This is a genomic window from Mycobacterium gallinarum (assembly GCF_010726765.1).
Classification (GTDB): domain Bacteria; phylum Actinomycetota; class Actinomycetes; order Mycobacteriales; family Mycobacteriaceae; genus Mycobacterium; species Mycobacterium gallinarum.
Genome location: NZ_AP022601.1, coordinates 859,855 through 876,105, shown reverse-complemented (window position 1 = coordinate 876,105; position 16,251 = coordinate 859,855). Strand labels below are relative to the sequence as shown.

Genomic DNA, 16,251 nt, shown 5'->3' with positions numbered 1-16,251 from the left:
AGCGATGTGTCTCGGGATCCCAGGACAGGTAGTCCGAATGCTGGAGGGCTACGGTGGTCAGCTGGCCTTGGTCAATGTCGCGGGCGAGAACCGCAAAGTGAACATCGGAATGCTGCCCGAGGAGACATTCGACGCGGGCGACTGGGTGATCATCCACATGGGATTCGTCGTCGAGAAAACCGACAAGGCAGGTGCCGATGCCGCGATGGCCGGCCTGGAGATGATGGGCAGGGGTGCTGAACCAGGAGAATTCCCCAGCCAGATAGACAGGGCGTCCCCATGACCGGCCGACGCAGGCTCCGTGTCTGCGTACACGGCGTCGTTCAAGGAGTCGGGTTCCGGCCGTTCGTCTACGCGTGCGCGGCCGCGTTCGGCCTGTCCGGATCCGTACGCAATGACAGTTCCGGTGCCATGATCGAGGTAGAGGGTGGCGCCGACCAGATCGACGACTTCCTCACCCGACTACGTGACCGACCGCCGCCACTGGCCGTGATCGAGTCGATCGAGACCGCCGATATCGCGGTTGTCGGCGGCACCGGCTTCACGATCGCGGATACGACCCGGTCCGCCGCGGGCCGCACGCTGGCCTCCCCCGACGTCGCGATGTGCGCCGAGTGCGCCGCCGAGCAGACTGATCCGACCAACAGGCGTTACCGGCACGCATTCGTCAACTGCACCAACTGCGGCCCCCGCTTCACCATCATCGCGTCGCTACCCTACGACCGCGCGTCCACGACCATGGCGCCCTTCATGATGTGCGCCGACTGTGCGGCCGAATACCACGATCCAGCTGATCGGCGATTCCACGCCCAACCCGTGTGCTGTCCGAAATGCGGGCCCGCGCTGCGCTACCGGGCCCGCGACGGCCGGTCTGCCGAATCCGAAGGCGCGCTGCGGCAGGCGCGGCGCCTGTTGAACGACGGCGGCATCCTTGCCGTCAAGGGACTCGGCGGATACCACCTCGCCTGCGATGCCGCCAACGAGCGTGCGGTGGCAGAGCTGCGCACGCGAAAGCGGCGGGGGGACAAACCGTTCGCCGTGATGGTCGCCGACATGGCGACCGCACGTACCATCGTCGAGATCGACGACGGATCGGCGCGGCTGCTGTCCGGTGCGCACCGGCCGATCGTGCTGATGCCGCGCCGGGAGGATGCCGCGGTCGCCGACGCCGTGGCCCCGCACAATCCGGACCTTGGCGTCATGCTCGCCTACACACCACTGCATGCGCTGCTGTTCGGCCTCCCCGGTGACGAACCGAGCCCCGCCACACTCGTGATGACATCGGGCAACCTTGGCGGAGAGCCGATCTGCTACACAGACGGCGATGCGCTGGAACGACTTTCGCAGTTGGCCGATGCATGGCTGATGCACGACCGGGAGATCCTGGTTCCGTGCGACGACTCCGTCGTACGGGTCGTCGACCAAGTCGAATTGCCGATCAGACGCTCCCGCGGATACGCACCGCTGCCCGTCGCGCTGCCGGTTGCGCTGCCGCCCACCCTCGCGGTCGGCGCCGACCTCAAGAACACACTGGCAGTGGCAGACGGGAAGTACGCGTGGCTCAGCCAGCACATCGGCGACATGGACGACCTGTCGACGTTGGCGGCCTTCGACTCGGCACGAGGCCACCTGCAGGCACTCACCGGTATCGAACCGGAAGTGCTTGTCGCCGACGCCCATCCGCTGTACCGGTCAACCGCATGGGCGCACCGAAACGCTGCGGGACGGCCCGTCCGGACGGTTCAGCACCACCACGCTCATATCGCCTCGGTCATGGCCGAACACGGCCTGGACGGGTCGCAGCCGGTACTCGGATTCGCCTTCGACGGAACCGGCTACGGGCCCGACAATGCCGTGTGGGGCGGCGAACTGCTGCTCGCCGATTACAAGGGATACCGGCGGCTTTCACACCTGCGGTATGCGCCGTTGCCCGGCGGAGACGTGAGCGTCCTGCGGCCGTATCGGATGGCGCTGGCGCACCTGTGGGCGGCGGGAATGGCCTGGGATGAGGACCTCGCGCCCGTGCGGGCATGCCCCACAGACGAGCTGCGCGTACTGGCACACCAGCTCGAGACCGGCCTGGGTTGCGCACCGACGTCCAGCATGGGGCGGCTCTTCGACACCGTCGCGTCGTTGGTCGACGTGCGCCAGGTGGTCGCCTACGAGGCACAGGCGGCCATCGAGCTGGAGGGGATGTCGCGCGACGCAGCCCGCGGCACAGCCACGTATGAGTTCGCCATCGACCTCGCTCAAGCGCCGACGGTGATCGATCCGACACCGGTGATTACCGCCGTCGTCGCCGACATCCGCTCCGGAGTGGCCGCAGGGGTGGTCGGCGCGCAGTTCCACCGCGCAGTGGCGGATCTGATCGTTCACCTGGCCACCGTTGCGGTGCCAGACACGCCGACCGTCGCGCTGTCGGGTGGAGTCTTTCAGAACGCACTGCTGCTACGCCTGGCCGTGTGCGGTCTGCAGACCAAAGGATTCAACGTGATCACTCACCGTTCGGTGCCACCGAACGACGGCGGGATCGCATTGGGCCAACTGATGGTGGGGAATGCCTCATGAGGAAGGGAGGCCGCTGATGTGCTTGGCGGTACCGGGAAGAATTGTCAGCATCGACGACCATGACGGCACCTTGATGTCGGTCGTCGACTTCGGCGGAATCAAGAAGGACGTCTGCCTGGAATACATCCCCGATGCGGAAGTCGGCCAATACGTGGTCGTCCATGTCGGTTTCGCGCTGCAGCGCCTCGACGAGGAATCAGCGATGCGAACACTCGCCGAATTCGAGCACCTCGGGGTGCTCAGGGAGGAGTTCAGTGATGGTTTCGAACTGGCTGCCCAACAGGCCGGCGTCGACAATCCCAACTCACCACCCAACGGAAACTCTGGAGTGAAACCATGAAGTACCTGGATGAGTTCAGCGACCCCCAGCTCGCCCGCCGCCTCGTCGACGAGATCAAGGCTGCCACCAGTCAGCGGTGGTCGATCATGGAAGTATGTGGCGGACAGACACATTCGATCATCCGGCACGGCATCGACCAACTGCTGCCGGACACCATCGAGATGATCCACGGCCCCGGGTGCCCGGTCTGCGTGACTCCGTTGGAGATCATCGACAAGGCGCTGGAGATCGCGTCACGTCCCGATGTGATCTTCTGTTCGTTCGGCGACATGCTGCGCGTGCCCGGCAGCGAAAAGGACCTGTTCCAGGTCAAAAGCCGCGGAGGAGACGTGCGGGTGGTCTACTCACCGCTGGACGCGCTGAAGATCGCGAAGGATAACCCCGCGAAACAGGTGGTGTTCTTCGGAATCGGCTTCGAGACCACGGCGCCGGCCAACGCGATGACGGTCTACCAAGCCAAGCGGCTTGGCATCGAGAACTTCTCACTGCTGGTATCCCACGTTCTCGTGCCCCCGGCGATCTCGGCGATCATGGAATCCCCGACCTGCCGGGTGCAGGCGTTCCTGGCGGCCGGTCATGTCTGCACAGTGATGGGGACAGAGGAGTATCCGCCGCTGTGCGACAAGTACAACATTCCGATCGTTGTCACAGGATTCGAGCCGCTGGACATCCTCGAGGGAATTCGCCGCACAGTGCTACAGCTGGAATCGGGTCGCCACGAGCTGGAGAACGCCTACCCGCGTGCCGTTCAATCCGACGGGAATTCCGCGGCCAAAGCCATGCTCCTCGACGTCTTCGAAGTGACCGACAGGGCATGGCGCGGCATCGGCACGATCCCCAGCAGCGGTTGGCGGCTCTCGTATGCGTACCGCGACTACGATGCGGAGCACCGTTTCTCTGTGACCGACATCCGCACCGAGGAATCGCCGGTATGCCGGTCAGGCGAAGTGCTCCAGGGCCTGATCAAGCCGCACGAGTGCGAGGCATTCGGCACACTGTGTACCCCGCGTAATCCCCTCGGGGCCACGATGGTCTCGTCGGAGGGGGCGTGCGCCGCCTACTACCTGTACCGGCGGCTGGAGGTGGCGAGTGCCTGATACGCCTGCGGATACCGGCGCCAAGATCGACATGGAATCGTGGGTTTGTCCCGCCCCCCTGCGGAACTCGCCCAACATCGTGATGGGACACGGCGGCGGCGGGGCGATGTCGGCCGAACTCATCGAGCACCTGTTCCTGCCGGCGTTCGGCCCCGCGGCCGATGCGGCAATGGGCGATTCCGCGGTGCTGGAGGTCGGCAATGTGCGGCTGGCGTTCTCGACGGACTCCTTCGTCGTCAAACCGCTGGCCTTCCCGGGCGGCACGATCGGTGATCTGGCGGTGAACGGCACTGTCAACGATCTGGCGATGGCCGGGGCACGGCCGATGGTGCTCTCCACGGCGTTCATTCTGGAAGAGGGCACTTCCCTGGATGAGCTTGCACAGGTCGCCCAGGCGGTGGGAACTGCGGCGATGGCGGCAGGCGTCAAGTTGGTCACCGGTGATACCAAGGTGGTCGATGCCGGCCACGGGGACGGCGTCTACATCAACACGGCGGGCATCGGTCTGATCGACGAGCGCGCGGACATCCGGCCGCAGCGCGCCGCGGAGGGTGACGTCGTGATAGTCAGCGGCGACATCGGAGTACACGGTGTCGCGGTGATGAGCTGTCGAGAAGGGTTGGAGTTCGGCACCACCGTCGCGAGCGACACCGCCCCACTGCACGGGTTGGTCGCGGCGATGATCGACACCGGAGCCGACATCCACGTGCTGCGCGACCCGACCAGAGGTGGCGTCGCGGCGACGCTGAATGAGATCGCCAAGACGGCCCACGTGGGAATCTCCCTGGACGAGCGGGCATTCCCGATTCCGGCCGAGGTGCGCGACGCCTGCGGTCTGCTGGGTCTCGACCCGCTCTACGTGGCCAACGAAGGCAAGCTGCTCGCGTTCGTTCCACCGGCGGACGCCGATCGAGTACTCGCCGCCATGCAAACACATCCGCTCGGCGTCCATGCCACGGTGATCGGACGCTGTGTCGCCGAGCACCCCGGGATGGTGTCCGCCAAGACAGCACTGGGCGGCACCCGCGTCGTCGACCTGCCCATCGGCGAACAACTACCGCGGATCTGCTGAATGAGCGGGCACGAGACCTTCGCCTGCTACGCCTTCCCGCCGAACGAACTGGGCTACTGCGGACCCGCCGATGTTGCTCATACCGAGTTGGCCTCACATGCGCGCGAATTCGACGGCGCGTGGCCGTATCTGCAGGCCATTGCCGATGCAGCGGGGATCGCCGATCCGCTCGATGACGACGTCGTGCGCAGCTATTGGATCGGCGGACCCTTACTGGACAAGGTCGACCCCGCCGAGTTGTTGTCACGCCTGCGTAGCGCCTTCGCCGGCCAAGTCACCGGACTGCTGAACGATCTACCTGAGCACTCAGAAATATTGGCGCACCACAGTTTTCACGTATTGGTGGTCTACCCCTGGATCCGTTTCCTTGATCGCGATCCCACGACGCCGGTGCGGGTCATGCAGGATTGCCGAATTCGCTGGGGCATCGTCGACTCCGTCGCCGGCGAGGCGGCCGAGATAGTCTGTCGGCCCTTGTCGTTCGATACCGGCGAGCTGGCGCTGGCAGATCCGCGCGTCGAATCGGTGCGCTGGAGCAAGAACGGCGAATCCTTGGGCCCGGCGCCGGCTCCCGGAGACACGGTGTCGGCGCACTGGGACTGGGTGTGCGGGTCGCTGAGCGACGCTGACGCCGACGCACTGGCCGTCGCGACACAGGTGACACTCGACCTGGTCAACGCCGCCAGACGGGCCTGAGGGTCACCACTGGTCGCGCGGGACGTCGAAATCCGCGCACAGCGCGCGCCAGACATCGCGCGGGTCGACGCCATCCTCGATGGCCTGCGCGGGGGTGCGCCCGCCGAGACCAGTCAAAACGTGGTCAACGAGCAACGACGCGCCGCGTACCGAACCGAATTGTCCCTCGACGAGTTCGTTGAATTCCGTCAACCGCACGTCGCCCAACCTACGCGGTCGGCCCGACCGCTTCGTGGCACACCCGTACCGGATCGTCGACGTCGGCCAGGGTCGCGCCGGCGTCTCGCGCGGCCGCCCGATACGCCGGCGACGACAGCACCTCACGCACCGCGGCCGCCAATCCCTCGGCTGTCAATGGGCGAACCAGCACCCCACTACCTTGGCGCACAACGCGATTGGCGATCTCCCATTGATCGCCACCGCCGGGCACCGCCACGAGCGGTACGCCCGCGAGCAGTGACTTGGACACGATGCCGTGCCCGCCACCGCAGATCACCACGTCGGCGCTCGACAGCAGTACGTCCTGGCGGCCCAGCCCGACCGCGGCCCACGGCGGCACCGGCGCATCGGGGCCGCCCAGCCGCGACACCACGACCCGGGACCCCTCCGGCAGCGCCTCGCCGGGGATCAGGGTGTCCAGGGCAAGTTCGGCCAGGCCGCGGGCACCGGTCGTCGCCGTCGACGGTGCGACGACCACCACCGGGCCGGAGCCGGGCGGAATCGGCAGTTCCGACGACGTGGGCTCGAAGTGCAGGGGCCCGACGATCACCGCCTCGGACGGCCAGTCGGGGCGCGGCACCTCCAGGGCGGGCAGCGTGGCAATCAGCCGTCGCCGTGGACCCGGGTCGACTGCAGGCAAACCGATTTCGGCCCGCGCCGCCTGCCGCTGCCGCAGTCCCTCGCGCCATGAACGGGCGGACATCGCCCGTAACACCGTGTCACGGACCTTGCCGCGGATGCCGACGCCGGGCGCCAGCCCGCTGCCGATCGGCGGAAGACCCTTCGAGGGTCGATACAGCGGCTGGGGGTTCAGTTCGACCCAGGGCAGGCCCAGGAGGTCGGCGGCGAACGCGCCGGCGACGGTGATGACATCGGACACCACCAGGTCCGGTGCCAACTTTGTCAGCTGCGGTCCGTTGAGCACCGCCATCCGAGCCGCCCGCTGGTTGATCTTGGCGCCCGCGTCGGCGTCATCGTCGGTTTCGGTCGCGTCCAGACCCACGAGTTCCACCGCGTCGACGCCTGCCGCTGCAGCCACGGCCAGCCGCTGCGTGCCGCTCAACAGTGTCGGCGAATCCCCGTTGGCCAGGAAGCGAAGGCACAGCGCAATGGCCGGAAAGGCGTGCCCGGGATCGGGTCCGGCAACGACCGCGACGCGCATTGGGCCTACCATGCCACAGCGCTGCCCCATAGTCTGAGGACATGACCGACCAGGCATCCGGAGTAAGACCCGACCTCGACAACGTCCGTATCGTCGAGACGTTCCTCTACGCACTTCAGGACGAGGACTTCGACACCGTCGACCGCTCGCTGGCGGACACCATCGAATGGCAGAACGTCGGATTTCCGACGATCAGGGGCCGCGAACGCATCGTCGGCATGATGAGACGAGGCGAGGGCCGCATGGGCTTCGAGGTGAAGATCCACCGGATCGCCGCCGAGGGCAATGCGGTGCTGACCGAGCGCACCGACGCGTTGGTGTTCGGACCGCTGCGCATCCAGTTCTGGGTGTGCGGGGTCTTCGAGGTGCATGCGGGGCGGATCACCCTGTGGCGAGACTATTTCGACACGCTGGACTTCCTGAAGGGAACCGTCCGGGGAGTCGCCGCAACGGTGTTCCCGTCTCTGCGTGCGACCATGTAGCCTGCCGCATTGCTATCATTCGGGCTCGATATGAGCACCGAATCCGCGCGTACACGGCCGAACTTCGTCGAATACATTGGCTACTGCTACGGCAGAGCGCTGCCGGCGTCCATGCACGACTGGGTGCGCAACGACCTGGCGGGCAAGGGCGCCACGGTCCGCATGATGGTTCGCGTATTCATTCCCGCGTTCGTCATCCTGATCCCGTTCTGGTTCATCCCGACGACATTGGACGTGCATCTGTCGATGACGCTGCCGATCCTGATCCCATTCGTGTTCTTCTCACACGCGCTCAACAAGGTCTGGCGACGACACATGCTGCGAAAGCACGGTCTGGACCCGAACCTCGTCGACGCACTCTCCCGCCAGAAGAACGCCCACGTCCACGAGGCGTATATCGAGCGCTACGGGCCGCGCTCAGGACCGGCGAGCTCGCACGACGTCTAAGCCCGGCGCAGGTGGCCGAGTTCGTCGAAGGCCTGTGCCCATCCGAGCAGCCGATCGGTCGCATTCGACAGCTCGTTGCGGTAGCGCTGTTGGGTCATCGGTGAGCTCGACATCGACCCGGTGTTGGCCGCTGACACCAATTGCGCTGCCGCGGTTACCATTTCGTCGTACTGACGGCTACCCTGCTGCAGCTGAGCGGTGAAGGCCTGAATCGTCGGCGCCAAATGCGCGCGCGACTGCGGCGCGGAACTCATTGTGCGCTCCATCGACACCACCTCGTTCGCGGTCGCGGTCATCGTGGCGGCGGTCTGGTTGGCCGCGACCGTCAGCTCACGAAGCTCGTCGGCGGGCAGCAGTCGACCGCGCTCCATCACCCCGAGAAGCGAGAACAGACCGCGCTCTGAGGCCGCCAGCGCGGCCATCGGCTGACGGGCGGCCGAACCCCACGCCGGCAGCCGTCGAGCGGTACGGGAACGCTGCGGCGGCAACGGTTCACCGCGCAGCCAGCGGTAGCGGAGGAAGGACAGCGTCGCCAGGAATGCGGCGCCGACAGCGATGGGAGCCGGGATGAACAGTGCCCAGAACGGGGTCTCCCACGCCGACAGCAGTCCGGTGACACCGATCCAGAACAGCGACGACACCGTGAAGAACACGCCGAGCCGCAGGGCCCAGCGTCGCTTGCGCAACAGTTTGGCGCGCGGATCCGCTGCGGCGTTGAGCTTTTCGGCCAGCACATCGGACCACTCCGCGGCGGTGTCCACACCGCGTTGCACCACCGAGCGCCAAGCCTCCGGTCTACTGGCTCGCGAATTCACACCTGTTCCTCACGGACGTTACTGCGACAGTGGGTTTTCCGGTGCCGCCTGCGGGTTGGCGGCAGGCGCGGCAGGCGCGGCTGCGGCGTTACCGCCCGCCGGCAACTGCTCACCCCGCATGGACGCGCGGATCTGCTCGAGCCGCGAGTGGCCGGCCATCTGCACGCTGGCCGACTGCACCTCCATCATCCGGCCCTGCACGGAGTTCTGGGCCAGCTCCGCGGACCCGATCGCGTTGGCGTAGCGCCGTTCGATCTTGTCGCGGACCTCGTCGAGGCTCGGCGTGCTGCCGGGCGCGGCCAGCTCGCTCATCGACCGCAGCGATGCACTGACCTGTTCCTGCATCTTGGCCTGCTCGAGTTGGCTGAGCAGCTTGGTGCGCTCGGCGATCTTCTGCTGCAGCATCATCGCGTTCTGCTCGACCGCCTTCTTGGCCTGCCCGGCGGCCTGCAGCGCCTGATCGTGCAGAGACTTGAGGTCCTCGACGCTCTGCTCCGAGGTCACCAGCTGCGCGGCGAACGCCTCGGCGGCATTGGTGTACTCGGTGGCTTTCGCGGCATCCCCGGCCGCGGTCGCCTGGTCGGCCAGCGTCAGGGCCTGGCGGACGTTGACTTGAAGCTTCTCGATATCAGCGAGCTGGCGGTTGAGCCGCATCTCCAGCTGACGCTGATTACCGATGACCTGGGCGGCCTGCTGGGTCAGCGCCTGGTGCTGGCGCTGGGCCTCCTCGATGGCCTGCTGGATCTGCACCTTCGGATCGGCGTACTCATCGACCTTGGAGCTGAAGAGCGCCATCAGGTACTTCCACGCCTTGGTGAACGGATTGGCCATCGGTTCATTCCGCCTTCGTGTCTGTCGTTGTCTCGGCCCTGGGCCGCCGGCTTACCGTGCTGCCCAATCTATCGGGTCGGTGACTGTTGTCGCACCTACACCGGCTTGAGCCTTTTCAGGCGACCGCCATTGACACGACCTGCGGAATGACGACCTTGGTCGCGGCGTCGATGTTGGCCGAACCGATCGATTCGCGCTCGAACGCCGCGAGTTCCTGGCGACCCATCTCGTCGCCCGCGTCGGACAGCACCCGCGACAGCGGCACGTCCAGCGCACTGCAGATGGCGCTGAGCAACTCGCTCGACGCCTCCTTGCGGCCACGCTCGACCTCGGAGAGGTAACCCAGGCTGACCCGGGCGGAGTCGGACACCTCGCGCAGGGTGCGGCCCTGCTCGGTGCGGGCGCGGCGCAGCACGTCGCCGATCACCTCGCGCAGCAATGCCGTCATACGTGCTCCCCTTTCGAGAGGTCCGTCTCTGGGTCGCCGGAGCCGCCCCGGCGGCGACATTGGATCTTTGTATTAGGGCAACGCCGCGGGCATGCGGGTGGTTCCCGGATGGCGCAAATAGCCGCCGTTCGAGGCGAAACCGCTGTACAACGGACTGAACTCAGTGCGCGGCGGGGCGTGCGCGCGAATCGCGAATGGCCGAGACGACGTAGTCGATGCCGGTGATCACCGTCAGGATGACGGCCGCCCCCATCACCACCCAGGCCCCGGTGAGCCAGGGACCCGACAGGGGCAGCACGAACAGACCGATCGCCACGCCCTGGACGAGGGTTTTCAGCTTTCCGCCGCGACTGGCCGGAATGACACCATGCCGCAGCACCGCGAAGCGCAGAACTGTGATGCCGATCTCGCGCGTCATGATCACGATGGTCACCCACCACGGCATCTCGCCGAGGATCGAAAGGCCGATCAAAGCCGCACCGATGAGAGCTTTGTCGGCGATCGGGTCGATCAAAGTGCCGAATTCGGTGACCATCCCATAGCTGCGGGCCAGTGCACCGTCGAACCGATCCGTGATCACCGCAACCGTGAACACAATGAATGCGGCTATCCGCCAGAACGTTTCGTGGCCGTCAGCGACGAACAGGACAACCAGGAACACCGGGACCAACGCCAGCCGGATACCGGTGAGCACATTGGCGATGTTCGCGACGCGGGCACGTGGCACCACGGGATCAGTCGTGGGTTCGCCTGGCACCGCAACAGAATATCCGTTGCTGTGACGGATACCCTCCACGTGTGAGCGCAGATCCCGCACAGGTCGCCATCCGGCGGGCCAGAACATCGGATGTGCCTGCGATCAAGGCTCTGGTCGACATCTACTCCGGCAAGATCCTGCTGGAGAAGAATCTGGTGACGCTTTACGAGGCTGTCCAGGAGTTCTGGGTCGCCGAGCTCGACGGCGAACTGATCGGGTGTGGCGCCCTGCACGTGCTGTGGTCGGACCTCGGCGAAGTGCGCACGGTCGCAGTGCACCCGAAGGTCAGGGGTCAAGGGGTCGGGCACGCGATCGTCGACCGGCTGCTGGACGTGGCCAGAGATCTGCATCTGGAGCGCATCTTCGTCCTGACCTTCGAAGTCGCATTCTTCAGCCGACACGGCTTCCAGGAGATCGACGGCACCCCGGTCACGGCTGAGGTCTTCGAGGAGATGTGCCGCTCGTATGACACCGGCGTGGCCGAGTTCCTCGACCTGTCCTACGTCAAGCCGAACATCCTCGGCAACACCCGAATGCTGCTCACCCTGTAGCGAATTGGGCGCGCTGACGATCGCTTCAGCGACGGTTTGCGCGCCGAAATCGCTCACCCCTCGTCGTCGTCGCCCGCCGAGTCGCCCGAGCCGCCGCGGATCAACATGAGCGTGCCCGCCAACTCGTCGGGCTTGACCAACACCTCGCGCGCCTTGGATCCCTCGCTGGGGCCGACGATGTTGCGGGTCTCCATCAGGTCCATCAGCCGGCCCGCCTTGGCGAAGCCCACGCGCAGCTTGCGCTGCAGCATCGACGTCGAACCGAACTGACTGGACACGACCAGCTCGACCGCCTGCAGGAACACGTCCATGTCATCGCCGATGTCGGGGTCGACGTCGGTGCGCTCGCTGGTGGTCTTGGCGGCGGTGACGCCCTCGGTGTATTCCGGCTCGGCCTGGGACTTTGTGGCTTCGACGACGGCGTGGATCTCCTCGTCGGTGATGAACGCGCCCTGCAGACGGATCGGCTTGTTCGCGCCCATCGGCAGGAACAGCCCGTCACCCATACCGATGAGCTTCTCGGCGCCCTGCTGGTCGAGGATCACGCGGCTGTCGGTCAGCGACGACGTCGCGAACGCCAGTCGCGACGGAACGTTGGTCTTGATGAGCCCGGTGACGACGTCCACCGACGGCCGCTGAGTGGCGAGCACCAAGTGGATGCCCGCGGCGCGGGCCTTCTGCGTGATGCGCACGATGGCGTCCTCGACGTCACGTGGTGCGGTCATCATCAGGTCGGCGAGCTCGTCGACGATCGCGAGAATGTAGGGGTACGGCTTGTACTCACGCTGGCTGCCCAGCGGCGCGGTGATCTCCCCCGACCGAACCTTCTTGTTGAAGTCGTCGATGTGGCGCACACGCGACGCCTGCATGTCCTGGTAGCGCTGCTCCATCTCCTCGACCAGCCATGCCAGCGCCGCGGCCGCCTTCTTCGGCTGCGTGATGATGGGGGTGATCAGATGCGGAATACCTTCGTAGGGCGTCAGTTCCACCATCTTCGGGTCGATCAGGATCATCCTGACTTCCTCGGGAGTCGCGCGCGCCAGCAGCGACACGAGCATCGAGTTGACGAAGCTCGACTTGCCCGAGCCGGTCGATCCGGCCACCAGCAGGTGCGGCATCTTGGCGAGGTTGGCCGAGATGTACTCGCCCTCGATGTCCTTTCCGAGGCCGATCACCAAGGGGTGGTGGTCGGCACGGGTACCCGGGTCGGTCAAAACGTCTGCCAGCCGGACCATCTCTCGGTCGGTGTTGGGCACCTCGATGCCCACGGCGGACTTGCCCGGGATCGGCGCGAGCATGCGGACGCTCTCGGTCGCGACGGCGTAGGCGATATTGCGTTGTAGCGCGGTGATCTTCTCGACCTTGACGCCGGGGCCCAGCTCGACCTCGTAGCGGGTGACGGTCGGCCCGCGTGTGCAGCCGGTCACCGTGGCGTTCACCTTGAATTGCTCGAGCACCTCGGTGATCGCCTCGATCATCCGGTCGTTGCCCGCGCTGCGCCGTTTCGGGGGATCGCCCGCGATCAGCAGGTCGAGCGACGGCAGCGTGTACGGCCCCTCGACGACCCGGTCGACGATCTTGGGCTTGGCCGTCTTCTTCTTGCGCGCCCTGGCGGCGGGCTCGGGAATGGTCGGTGTCTCGTCCTCGATCGGGTAGTTCTCCATCGGCGTGCCGCCGTTGAAAGTCGCCGGCCCCCCGGCTCCGGAAGGCCAGGCCGTCGCCTCGTCGTCGCCGTAACCGGCGGGGTCGTCGTAGTACCCGTCCGAGAAATCGTCGGAGCCGGCGGCGACAGCAGGGTTTTCTTCGTCGTAGTACTCGTCATCGTCGTAGTACTCACCGCGGAACGAACGCGTCGACAGCATGCTCCGAACCGCTTCGGGCACTTCGCGAATCGTTGTGCCGGTCACCAACAGCAGACCGAAGAGTGCACCGATCACCAGCAGCGGCATGGCGATCCACACGGTCAGCCCGTCGGACAACGGGCCGCCGATGGCGAACCCGATGAAGCCGGCGGCGTGCTGTCGCGCGACGGGTTCGGCAGGGGATCCCGCCCACAGATGCCACAGCCCCAGGACGGGCAGCACGATCATCGCCGTGCCGAGTATCAGGCGCGGCCGGGAGTCGGGGTTGGGCTCGGTGCGCATCAGCACGACGGCGGCCGCGGCGAGTGCGATCGGCACCAATGCGACCGAGGAGCCGATGAGCACCCGCAGGAAGGTGTCGATCCACGCGCCGACGGGACGGGCCGCGTCGAACCATGAGCTCGCGGCGATCACCACGGCGATGCCGAGCAGGGCCAGCGCGATGCCGTCGCGACGGTGACCGGGCTCGAGCTCGCGGGCCCGGCCGACGGACCGCGCCGTCGACCCGGCGCCCTTGGCCAGCATCAGCCAGCCCGCACGCACCCCACGTCCCACGGTGGCGCCGGCCGACGACACCGGTGACGGGCCCCGCCGCGGCGCCGGCTTGCGCTTCTGGGTGGTCCGCGCGCCGGACTTTGACCTGCTAGAGCGGCTGCCGGAACGCGCGGCGGTCTTACTGGGCATGCCTGTAAGACTAGTCGCAATAGCCCCACAATCACCATCTGCCACACGGGTCACAGAACGGTATCAATCGCTGACCTGGATCAACATCGCATATCACCTGCTCAGGCACCCGCACGTGGGTCGACCTGGCCTGAGCACCGGGTAGGCGCGATTTAGTTAGGTTCGCTGAGTAGGGTGATCTCACATCTGGCCAGCACTCACCGAGGAGTTCACCGCCCATGCCCATCGTCGTCGTCGCAACCATGAAGGCAAAACCCGAGTCGGTGGACGCCGTCCGGGAAGCATGCAAGCAGGCCATCGAGGCGGTGCATTCCGAACCCGGCTGTGACCTCTACGCACTGCACGAGGCTGACGGCACCTTCGTCTTCGTCGAGCAGTGGGCCGACGCCGATGCGTTGACGGCCCACAGCCAGGCGCCGGCCGTCGCGACGCTGTTCGGCACCGTCGGCGAGCTCCTCGACGGCGCACCTGACATCAAGATGCTGCAGCCGGTCGTCGGCGGCGATCCCTCGAAGGGTGCACTGCGTCCGTAATGCGCGCCCTCGACGGCAAGGTCGCGTTCATCACCGGTGCCGCCCGGGGTCAGGGCCGCGCCGAGGCGGTCAGGCTGGCCGCCGACGGCGCGAGCATCATCGCCGTCGACATCTGCGCCCAGATCGCGTCGGTGCCCTATCCCCTGGCCACTCCCGACGATCTGGCGCTCACGGTCAAGCTCGTCGAGGACACCGGCGCGCGAATCGTGGCGCAGCGGGCCGATGTTCGCGACCAAAACGCGCTGAAGAGCGCGCTGCAGACCGGCGTCGACGAATTCGGCCGGCTGGACATCGTCATCGCCAACGCCGGTATCGCACCGATGCAATCAGCCGAGGACGCCTGGCGTGACGTGATCGACGTCAATCTCACGGGCGTCCATCACACCGTGGAGGTGGCGATACCCACGCTGAAAGAGCAGGGCGACGGCGGGTCGATCGTGCTGACCAGTTCGGTCGTGGGTCTCGTCGGGATGGGCAGCGACGACCCCGGCGCCATCGGATACGTCGCGGCCAAACACGGCATCGTCGGGTTGATGCGGCTCTACGCCAATCTGCTTGCCCCGCACAGCATTCGGGTCAATTCGGTACATCCGGCCGGTGTCGACACCCCGATGATCAACAACGAGGCCACCCGGCAGTGGCTGGGGAGCATAGCGGAGAAGAGCCCACAGGATATGGGTAACGCGCTGCCCGTTCAGGTTCTGCAGCCGGAGGACATCGCCAACGCCGTCGCGTGGCTGGTTTCCGACGAAGCTCGCTACATCACCGGCGTGGCGCTGCCCGTGGATGCCGGATCGGTCAACAAGCGCTGATGGCCGACAACGGGCCCGCGCAAACGGCTTTCGGCCCCATGGTGCTGGCCGCCGTCGAACAGTACGAGGCACCAGAACGCCGGCTCGTCGACGACGACTTGGCTCTTGCGTTCCTGCCCGCCGGTCTGCGCGGTCTCGTGAAAGCGACCCGGCTCGCTACGCTGCGGCGGCTGATGATCGGCGCCACGGAGCGAGCGGGCCAGGGGTTGTGGGCCAATCTGGCGTGTCGCAAGCGATTCATCGACGAGACGCTCGACGACGCGCTGCCCGATATCGATGCGGTGGTCATCCTGGGCGCCGGCATGGACACCAGGCCGTATCGCCTCGCCCGGCGATCCGATGTCCCGGTGTACGAAGTCGACCTGCCGGTGAACATCGAACGCAAGAAGGCTGCTGTCCGCCGGGTGTTGGGTGAGGCGCCTGCGTCGGTTCGGTTGGTGCCGGTGGATTTTGAGCGTGACGATCTGGCCGCCGAACTGACCAGGGCGGGACACCGCAGCGGCGATCGAGCCTTCTTCGTGTGGGAGGGCGTGACGCAGTACCTGACCGCAGATGCGGTGCATGCCACGTTCGAGTACCTGCGGAGCGCCGCGCCGTCGAGCCGGCTGGTGTTCACCTACGTGCGACAGGATTTCATCGACGGCAGGAACCTGTACGGCGCCCGGTCGGCGTATCGCCGGTTCCGCGAGAAGCAGCAGCTGTGGAAGTTCGGATTGGAAACAGACGACATCGCGGCGTTCGTCGCGCAGTACGGATGGCGGCTGATCGAACAGGCGGGGCCGGACTACTTTTTACGTCACTACGTCGAACCGTCGGGCCGCAAGCTCACGGCGTCGCAACTGGAGTGGACGGCGTACGCCGAGAAGACCTGACCG

The 16,251-nt window shown here is 66.3% G+C and carries 19 protein-coding genes; 12 read left to right on the top strand and 7 right to left on the bottom strand.

Going from position 1 to position 16,251, the window contains the following annotated elements; genetic code table 11:
- Positions 1-4 precede the first annotated feature (4 nt).
- From G6N42_RS04300 to G6N42_RS04275, 6 genes are read left to right on the top strand one after another with little or no spacing between them, the layout of a single operon-like run.
- Complete coding sequence (locus tag G6N42_RS04300; RefSeq protein ID WP_163726552.1) at positions 5-283, top strand: HypC/HybG/HupF family hydrogenase formation chaperone; 279 nt, start codon at positions 5-7, stop codon at positions 281-283.
- Positions 280-2,568 (top strand): carbamoyltransferase HypF, encoded by a 2,289-nt coding sequence (hypF, locus tag G6N42_RS04295; RefSeq protein WP_163726549.1) that lies wholly within the window; start codon positions 280-282, stop codon positions 2,566-2,568. Before G6N42_RS04300 ends, hypF begins: the two co-directional genes overlap by 4 nt.
- Positions 2,569-2,584: 16 nt before the next feature.
- The gene (locus G6N42_RS04290; protein WP_163726546.1) at positions 2,585-2,908 is read left to right on the top strand and encodes a HypC/HybG/HupF family hydrogenase formation chaperone; all 324 of its coding nucleotides are present in this window, start codon (positions 2,585-2,587) and stop codon (positions 2,906-2,908) included.
- The gene (gene hypD, locus G6N42_RS04285) at positions 2,905-4,005 is read left to right on the top strand and encodes a hydrogenase formation protein HypD (RefSeq protein WP_163726543.1); all 1,101 of its coding nucleotides are present in this window, start codon (positions 2,905-2,907) and stop codon (positions 4,003-4,005) included. Before G6N42_RS04290 ends, hypD begins: the two co-directional genes overlap by 4 nt.
- 31 nt (positions 4,006-4,036) lie before the next feature.
- Entirely contained in the window at positions 4,037-5,077 is a 1,041-nt protein-coding gene (hypE, locus tag G6N42_RS04280) for a hydrogenase expression/formation protein HypE (RefSeq protein ID WP_163736957.1), read from the top strand.
- A complete protein-coding gene (locus tag G6N42_RS04275; RefSeq protein ID WP_163726540.1) occupies positions 5,078-5,773 on the top strand; it encodes a DUF6390 family protein in 696 nt (231 codons plus the stop codon).
- A gap of 3 nt (positions 5,774-5,776) precedes the next feature.
- Here G6N42_RS04275 and G6N42_RS04270 read toward each other — a convergent pair whose 3' ends face one another.
- Both G6N42_RS04270 and G6N42_RS04265 read right to left on the bottom strand, forming a co-directional pair.
- On the bottom strand, positions 5,777-5,971 hold the full coding sequence (locus G6N42_RS04270) for a DUF3046 domain-containing protein (RefSeq protein WP_083127638.1): 195 nt from the start codon (positions 5,969-5,971) through the stop codon (positions 5,777-5,779).
- A gap of 10 nt (positions 5,972-5,981) precedes the next feature.
- A complete protein-coding gene (locus tag G6N42_RS04265) occupies positions 5,982-7,154 on the bottom strand; it encodes a glycosyltransferase (RefSeq protein WP_163726538.1) in 1,173 nt (390 codons plus the stop codon).
- A 41-nt stretch (positions 7,155-7,195) separates the two neighbouring features.
- On the opposite strand from G6N42_RS04265, the gene G6N42_RS04260 reads away from it, so the two are divergent.
- Together G6N42_RS04260 and G6N42_RS04255 are read left to right on the top strand one after the other, a co-directional pair.
- Complete coding sequence (locus tag G6N42_RS04260; protein ID WP_163726535.1) at positions 7,196-7,636, top strand: limonene-1,2-epoxide hydrolase family protein; 441 nt, start codon at positions 7,196-7,198, stop codon at positions 7,634-7,636.
- 30 nt (positions 7,637-7,666) lie between these two features.
- Positions 7,667-8,083: a DUF5313 domain-containing protein gene (locus G6N42_RS04255; RefSeq protein WP_163726532.1), complete on the top strand. Its 417-nt coding sequence runs from the start codon at positions 7,667-7,669 to the stop codon at positions 8,081-8,083.
- Here G6N42_RS04255 and pspM read toward each other — a convergent pair.
- From pspM to pgsA, 4 genes are all read right to left on the bottom strand, one after another.
- Entirely contained in the window at positions 8,080-8,898 is an 819-nt protein-coding gene (gene pspM / locus G6N42_RS04250) for a phage shock envelope stress response protein PspM (RefSeq protein ID WP_163726530.1), read from the bottom strand. The two genes, G6N42_RS04255 and pspM, sit on opposite strands and share 4 nt — an antisense overlap.
- A gap of 18 nt (positions 8,899-8,916) precedes the next feature.
- Positions 8,917-9,729 (bottom strand): phage shock protein PspA, encoded by an 813-nt coding sequence (gene pspA, locus G6N42_RS04245; RefSeq protein WP_163726527.1) that lies wholly within the window; start codon positions 9,727-9,729, stop codon positions 8,917-8,919.
- A 115-nt stretch (positions 9,730-9,844) separates the two neighbouring features.
- Positions 9,845-10,177, bottom strand: coding sequence for a transcriptional regulator ClgR (gene clgR / locus G6N42_RS04240; protein ID WP_163726523.1), 333 nt, complete (start codon positions 10,175-10,177; stop codon positions 9,845-9,847).
- 160 nt (positions 10,178-10,337) lie between these two features.
- Positions 10,338-10,934 carry a CDP-diacylglycerol--glycerol-3-phosphate 3-phosphatidyltransferase gene (gene pgsA, locus G6N42_RS04235; RefSeq protein ID WP_163726521.1) on the bottom strand — a complete coding sequence of 199 codons (597 nt, stop codon included), beginning with the start codon at positions 10,932-10,934 and terminating at the stop codon, positions 10,338-10,340.
- Positions 10,935-10,975: 41 nt separating this feature from the next.
- On the opposite strand from pgsA, the gene G6N42_RS04230 reads away from it, so the two are divergent.
- On the top strand, positions 10,976-11,485 hold the full coding sequence (locus G6N42_RS04230; protein ID WP_174262010.1) for an amino-acid N-acetyltransferase: 510 nt from the start codon (positions 10,976-10,978) through the stop codon (positions 11,483-11,485).
- Positions 11,486-11,538: 53 nt separating this feature from the next.
- Here the strand turns inward: G6N42_RS04230 and G6N42_RS04225 are convergent, their stop codons facing one another.
- A complete protein-coding gene (locus G6N42_RS04225) occupies positions 11,539-14,031 on the bottom strand; it encodes an FtsK/SpoIIIE family DNA translocase (protein ID WP_174262009.1) in 2,493 nt (830 codons plus the stop codon).
- Positions 14,032-14,249: 218 nt separating this feature from the next.
- Between G6N42_RS04225 and G6N42_RS04220 the strand changes: the two genes are divergently transcribed.
- From G6N42_RS04220 to G6N42_RS04210, 3 genes are read left to right on the top strand one after another with little or no spacing between them, the layout of a single operon-like run.
- Positions 14,250-14,564 (top strand): putative quinol monooxygenase, encoded by a 315-nt coding sequence (locus tag G6N42_RS04220; protein ID WP_163726515.1) that lies wholly within the window; start codon positions 14,250-14,252, stop codon positions 14,562-14,564.
- Positions 14,564-15,376 (top strand): mycofactocin-coupled SDR family oxidoreductase, encoded by an 813-nt coding sequence (locus tag G6N42_RS04215; protein WP_163726492.1) that lies wholly within the window; start codon positions 14,564-14,566, stop codon positions 15,374-15,376. The genes G6N42_RS04220 and G6N42_RS04215 overlap by 1 nt, the downstream gene beginning before the upstream one ends.
- Complete coding sequence (locus G6N42_RS04210; protein ID WP_163726489.1) at positions 15,376-16,248, top strand: SAM-dependent methyltransferase; 873 nt, start codon at positions 15,376-15,378, stop codon at positions 16,246-16,248. The genes G6N42_RS04215 and G6N42_RS04210 overlap by 1 nt, the downstream gene beginning before the upstream one ends.
- Positions 16,249-16,251 lie beyond the last annotated feature (3 nt).

What these genes read in the sequence shown, in the direction of transcription:
- G6N42_RS04300 (WP_163726552.1), top strand. Translation starts at nt 5, where the DNA reads ATGTGTCTCGGGATCCCAGGACAGGTAGTCCGAATGCTGGAGGGCTAC.
- hypF (WP_163726549.1), top strand. Translation starts at nt 280, where the DNA reads ATGACCGGCCGACGCAGGCTCCGTGTCTGCGTACACGGCGTCGTTCAA.
- G6N42_RS04290 (WP_163726546.1), top strand. Translation starts at nt 2,585, where the DNA reads ATGTGCTTGGCGGTACCGGGAAGAATTGTCAGCATCGACGACCATGAC.
- hypD (WP_163726543.1), top strand. Translation starts at nt 2,905, where the DNA reads ATGAAGTACCTGGATGAGTTCAGCGACCCCCAGCTCGCCCGCCGCCTC.
- hypE (WP_163736957.1), top strand. Translation starts at nt 4,037, where the DNA reads ATGGAATCGTGGGTTTGTCCCGCCCCCCTGCGGAACTCGCCCAACATC.
- G6N42_RS04275 (WP_163726540.1), top strand. Translation starts at nt 5,078, where the DNA reads ATGAGCGGGCACGAGACCTTCGCCTGCTACGCCTTCCCGCCGAACGAA.
- G6N42_RS04265 (WP_163726538.1), bottom strand. Translation starts at nt 7,154, where the DNA reads ATGCGCGTCGCGGTCGTTGCCGGACCCGATCCCGGGCACGCCTTTCCG.
- G6N42_RS04260 (WP_163726535.1), top strand. Translation starts at nt 7,196, where the DNA reads ATGACCGACCAGGCATCCGGAGTAAGACCCGACCTCGACAACGTCCGT.
- G6N42_RS04255 (WP_163726532.1), top strand. Translation starts at nt 7,667, where the DNA reads ATGAGCACCGAATCCGCGCGTACACGGCCGAACTTCGTCGAATACATT.
- pspA (WP_163726527.1), bottom strand. Translation starts at nt 9,729, where the DNA reads ATGGCCAATCCGTTCACCAAGGCGTGGAAGTACCTGATGGCGCTCTTC.
- clgR (WP_163726523.1), bottom strand. Translation starts at nt 10,177, where the DNA reads ATGACGGCATTGCTGCGCGAGGTGATCGGCGACGTGCTGCGCCGCGCC.
- G6N42_RS04225 (WP_174262009.1), bottom strand. Translation starts at nt 14,031, where the DNA reads ATGCCCAGTAAGACCGCCGCGCGTTCCGGCAGCCGCTCTAGCAGGTCA.
- G6N42_RS04220 (WP_163726515.1), top strand. Translation starts at nt 14,250, where the DNA reads ATGCCCATCGTCGTCGTCGCAACCATGAAGGCAAAACCCGAGTCGGTG.
- G6N42_RS04215 (WP_163726492.1), top strand. Translation starts at nt 14,564, where the DNA reads ATGCGCGCCCTCGACGGCAAGGTCGCGTTCATCACCGGTGCCGCCCGG.
- G6N42_RS04210 (WP_163726489.1), top strand. Translation starts at nt 15,376, where the DNA reads ATGGCCGACAACGGGCCCGCGCAAACGGCTTTCGGCCCCATGGTGCTG.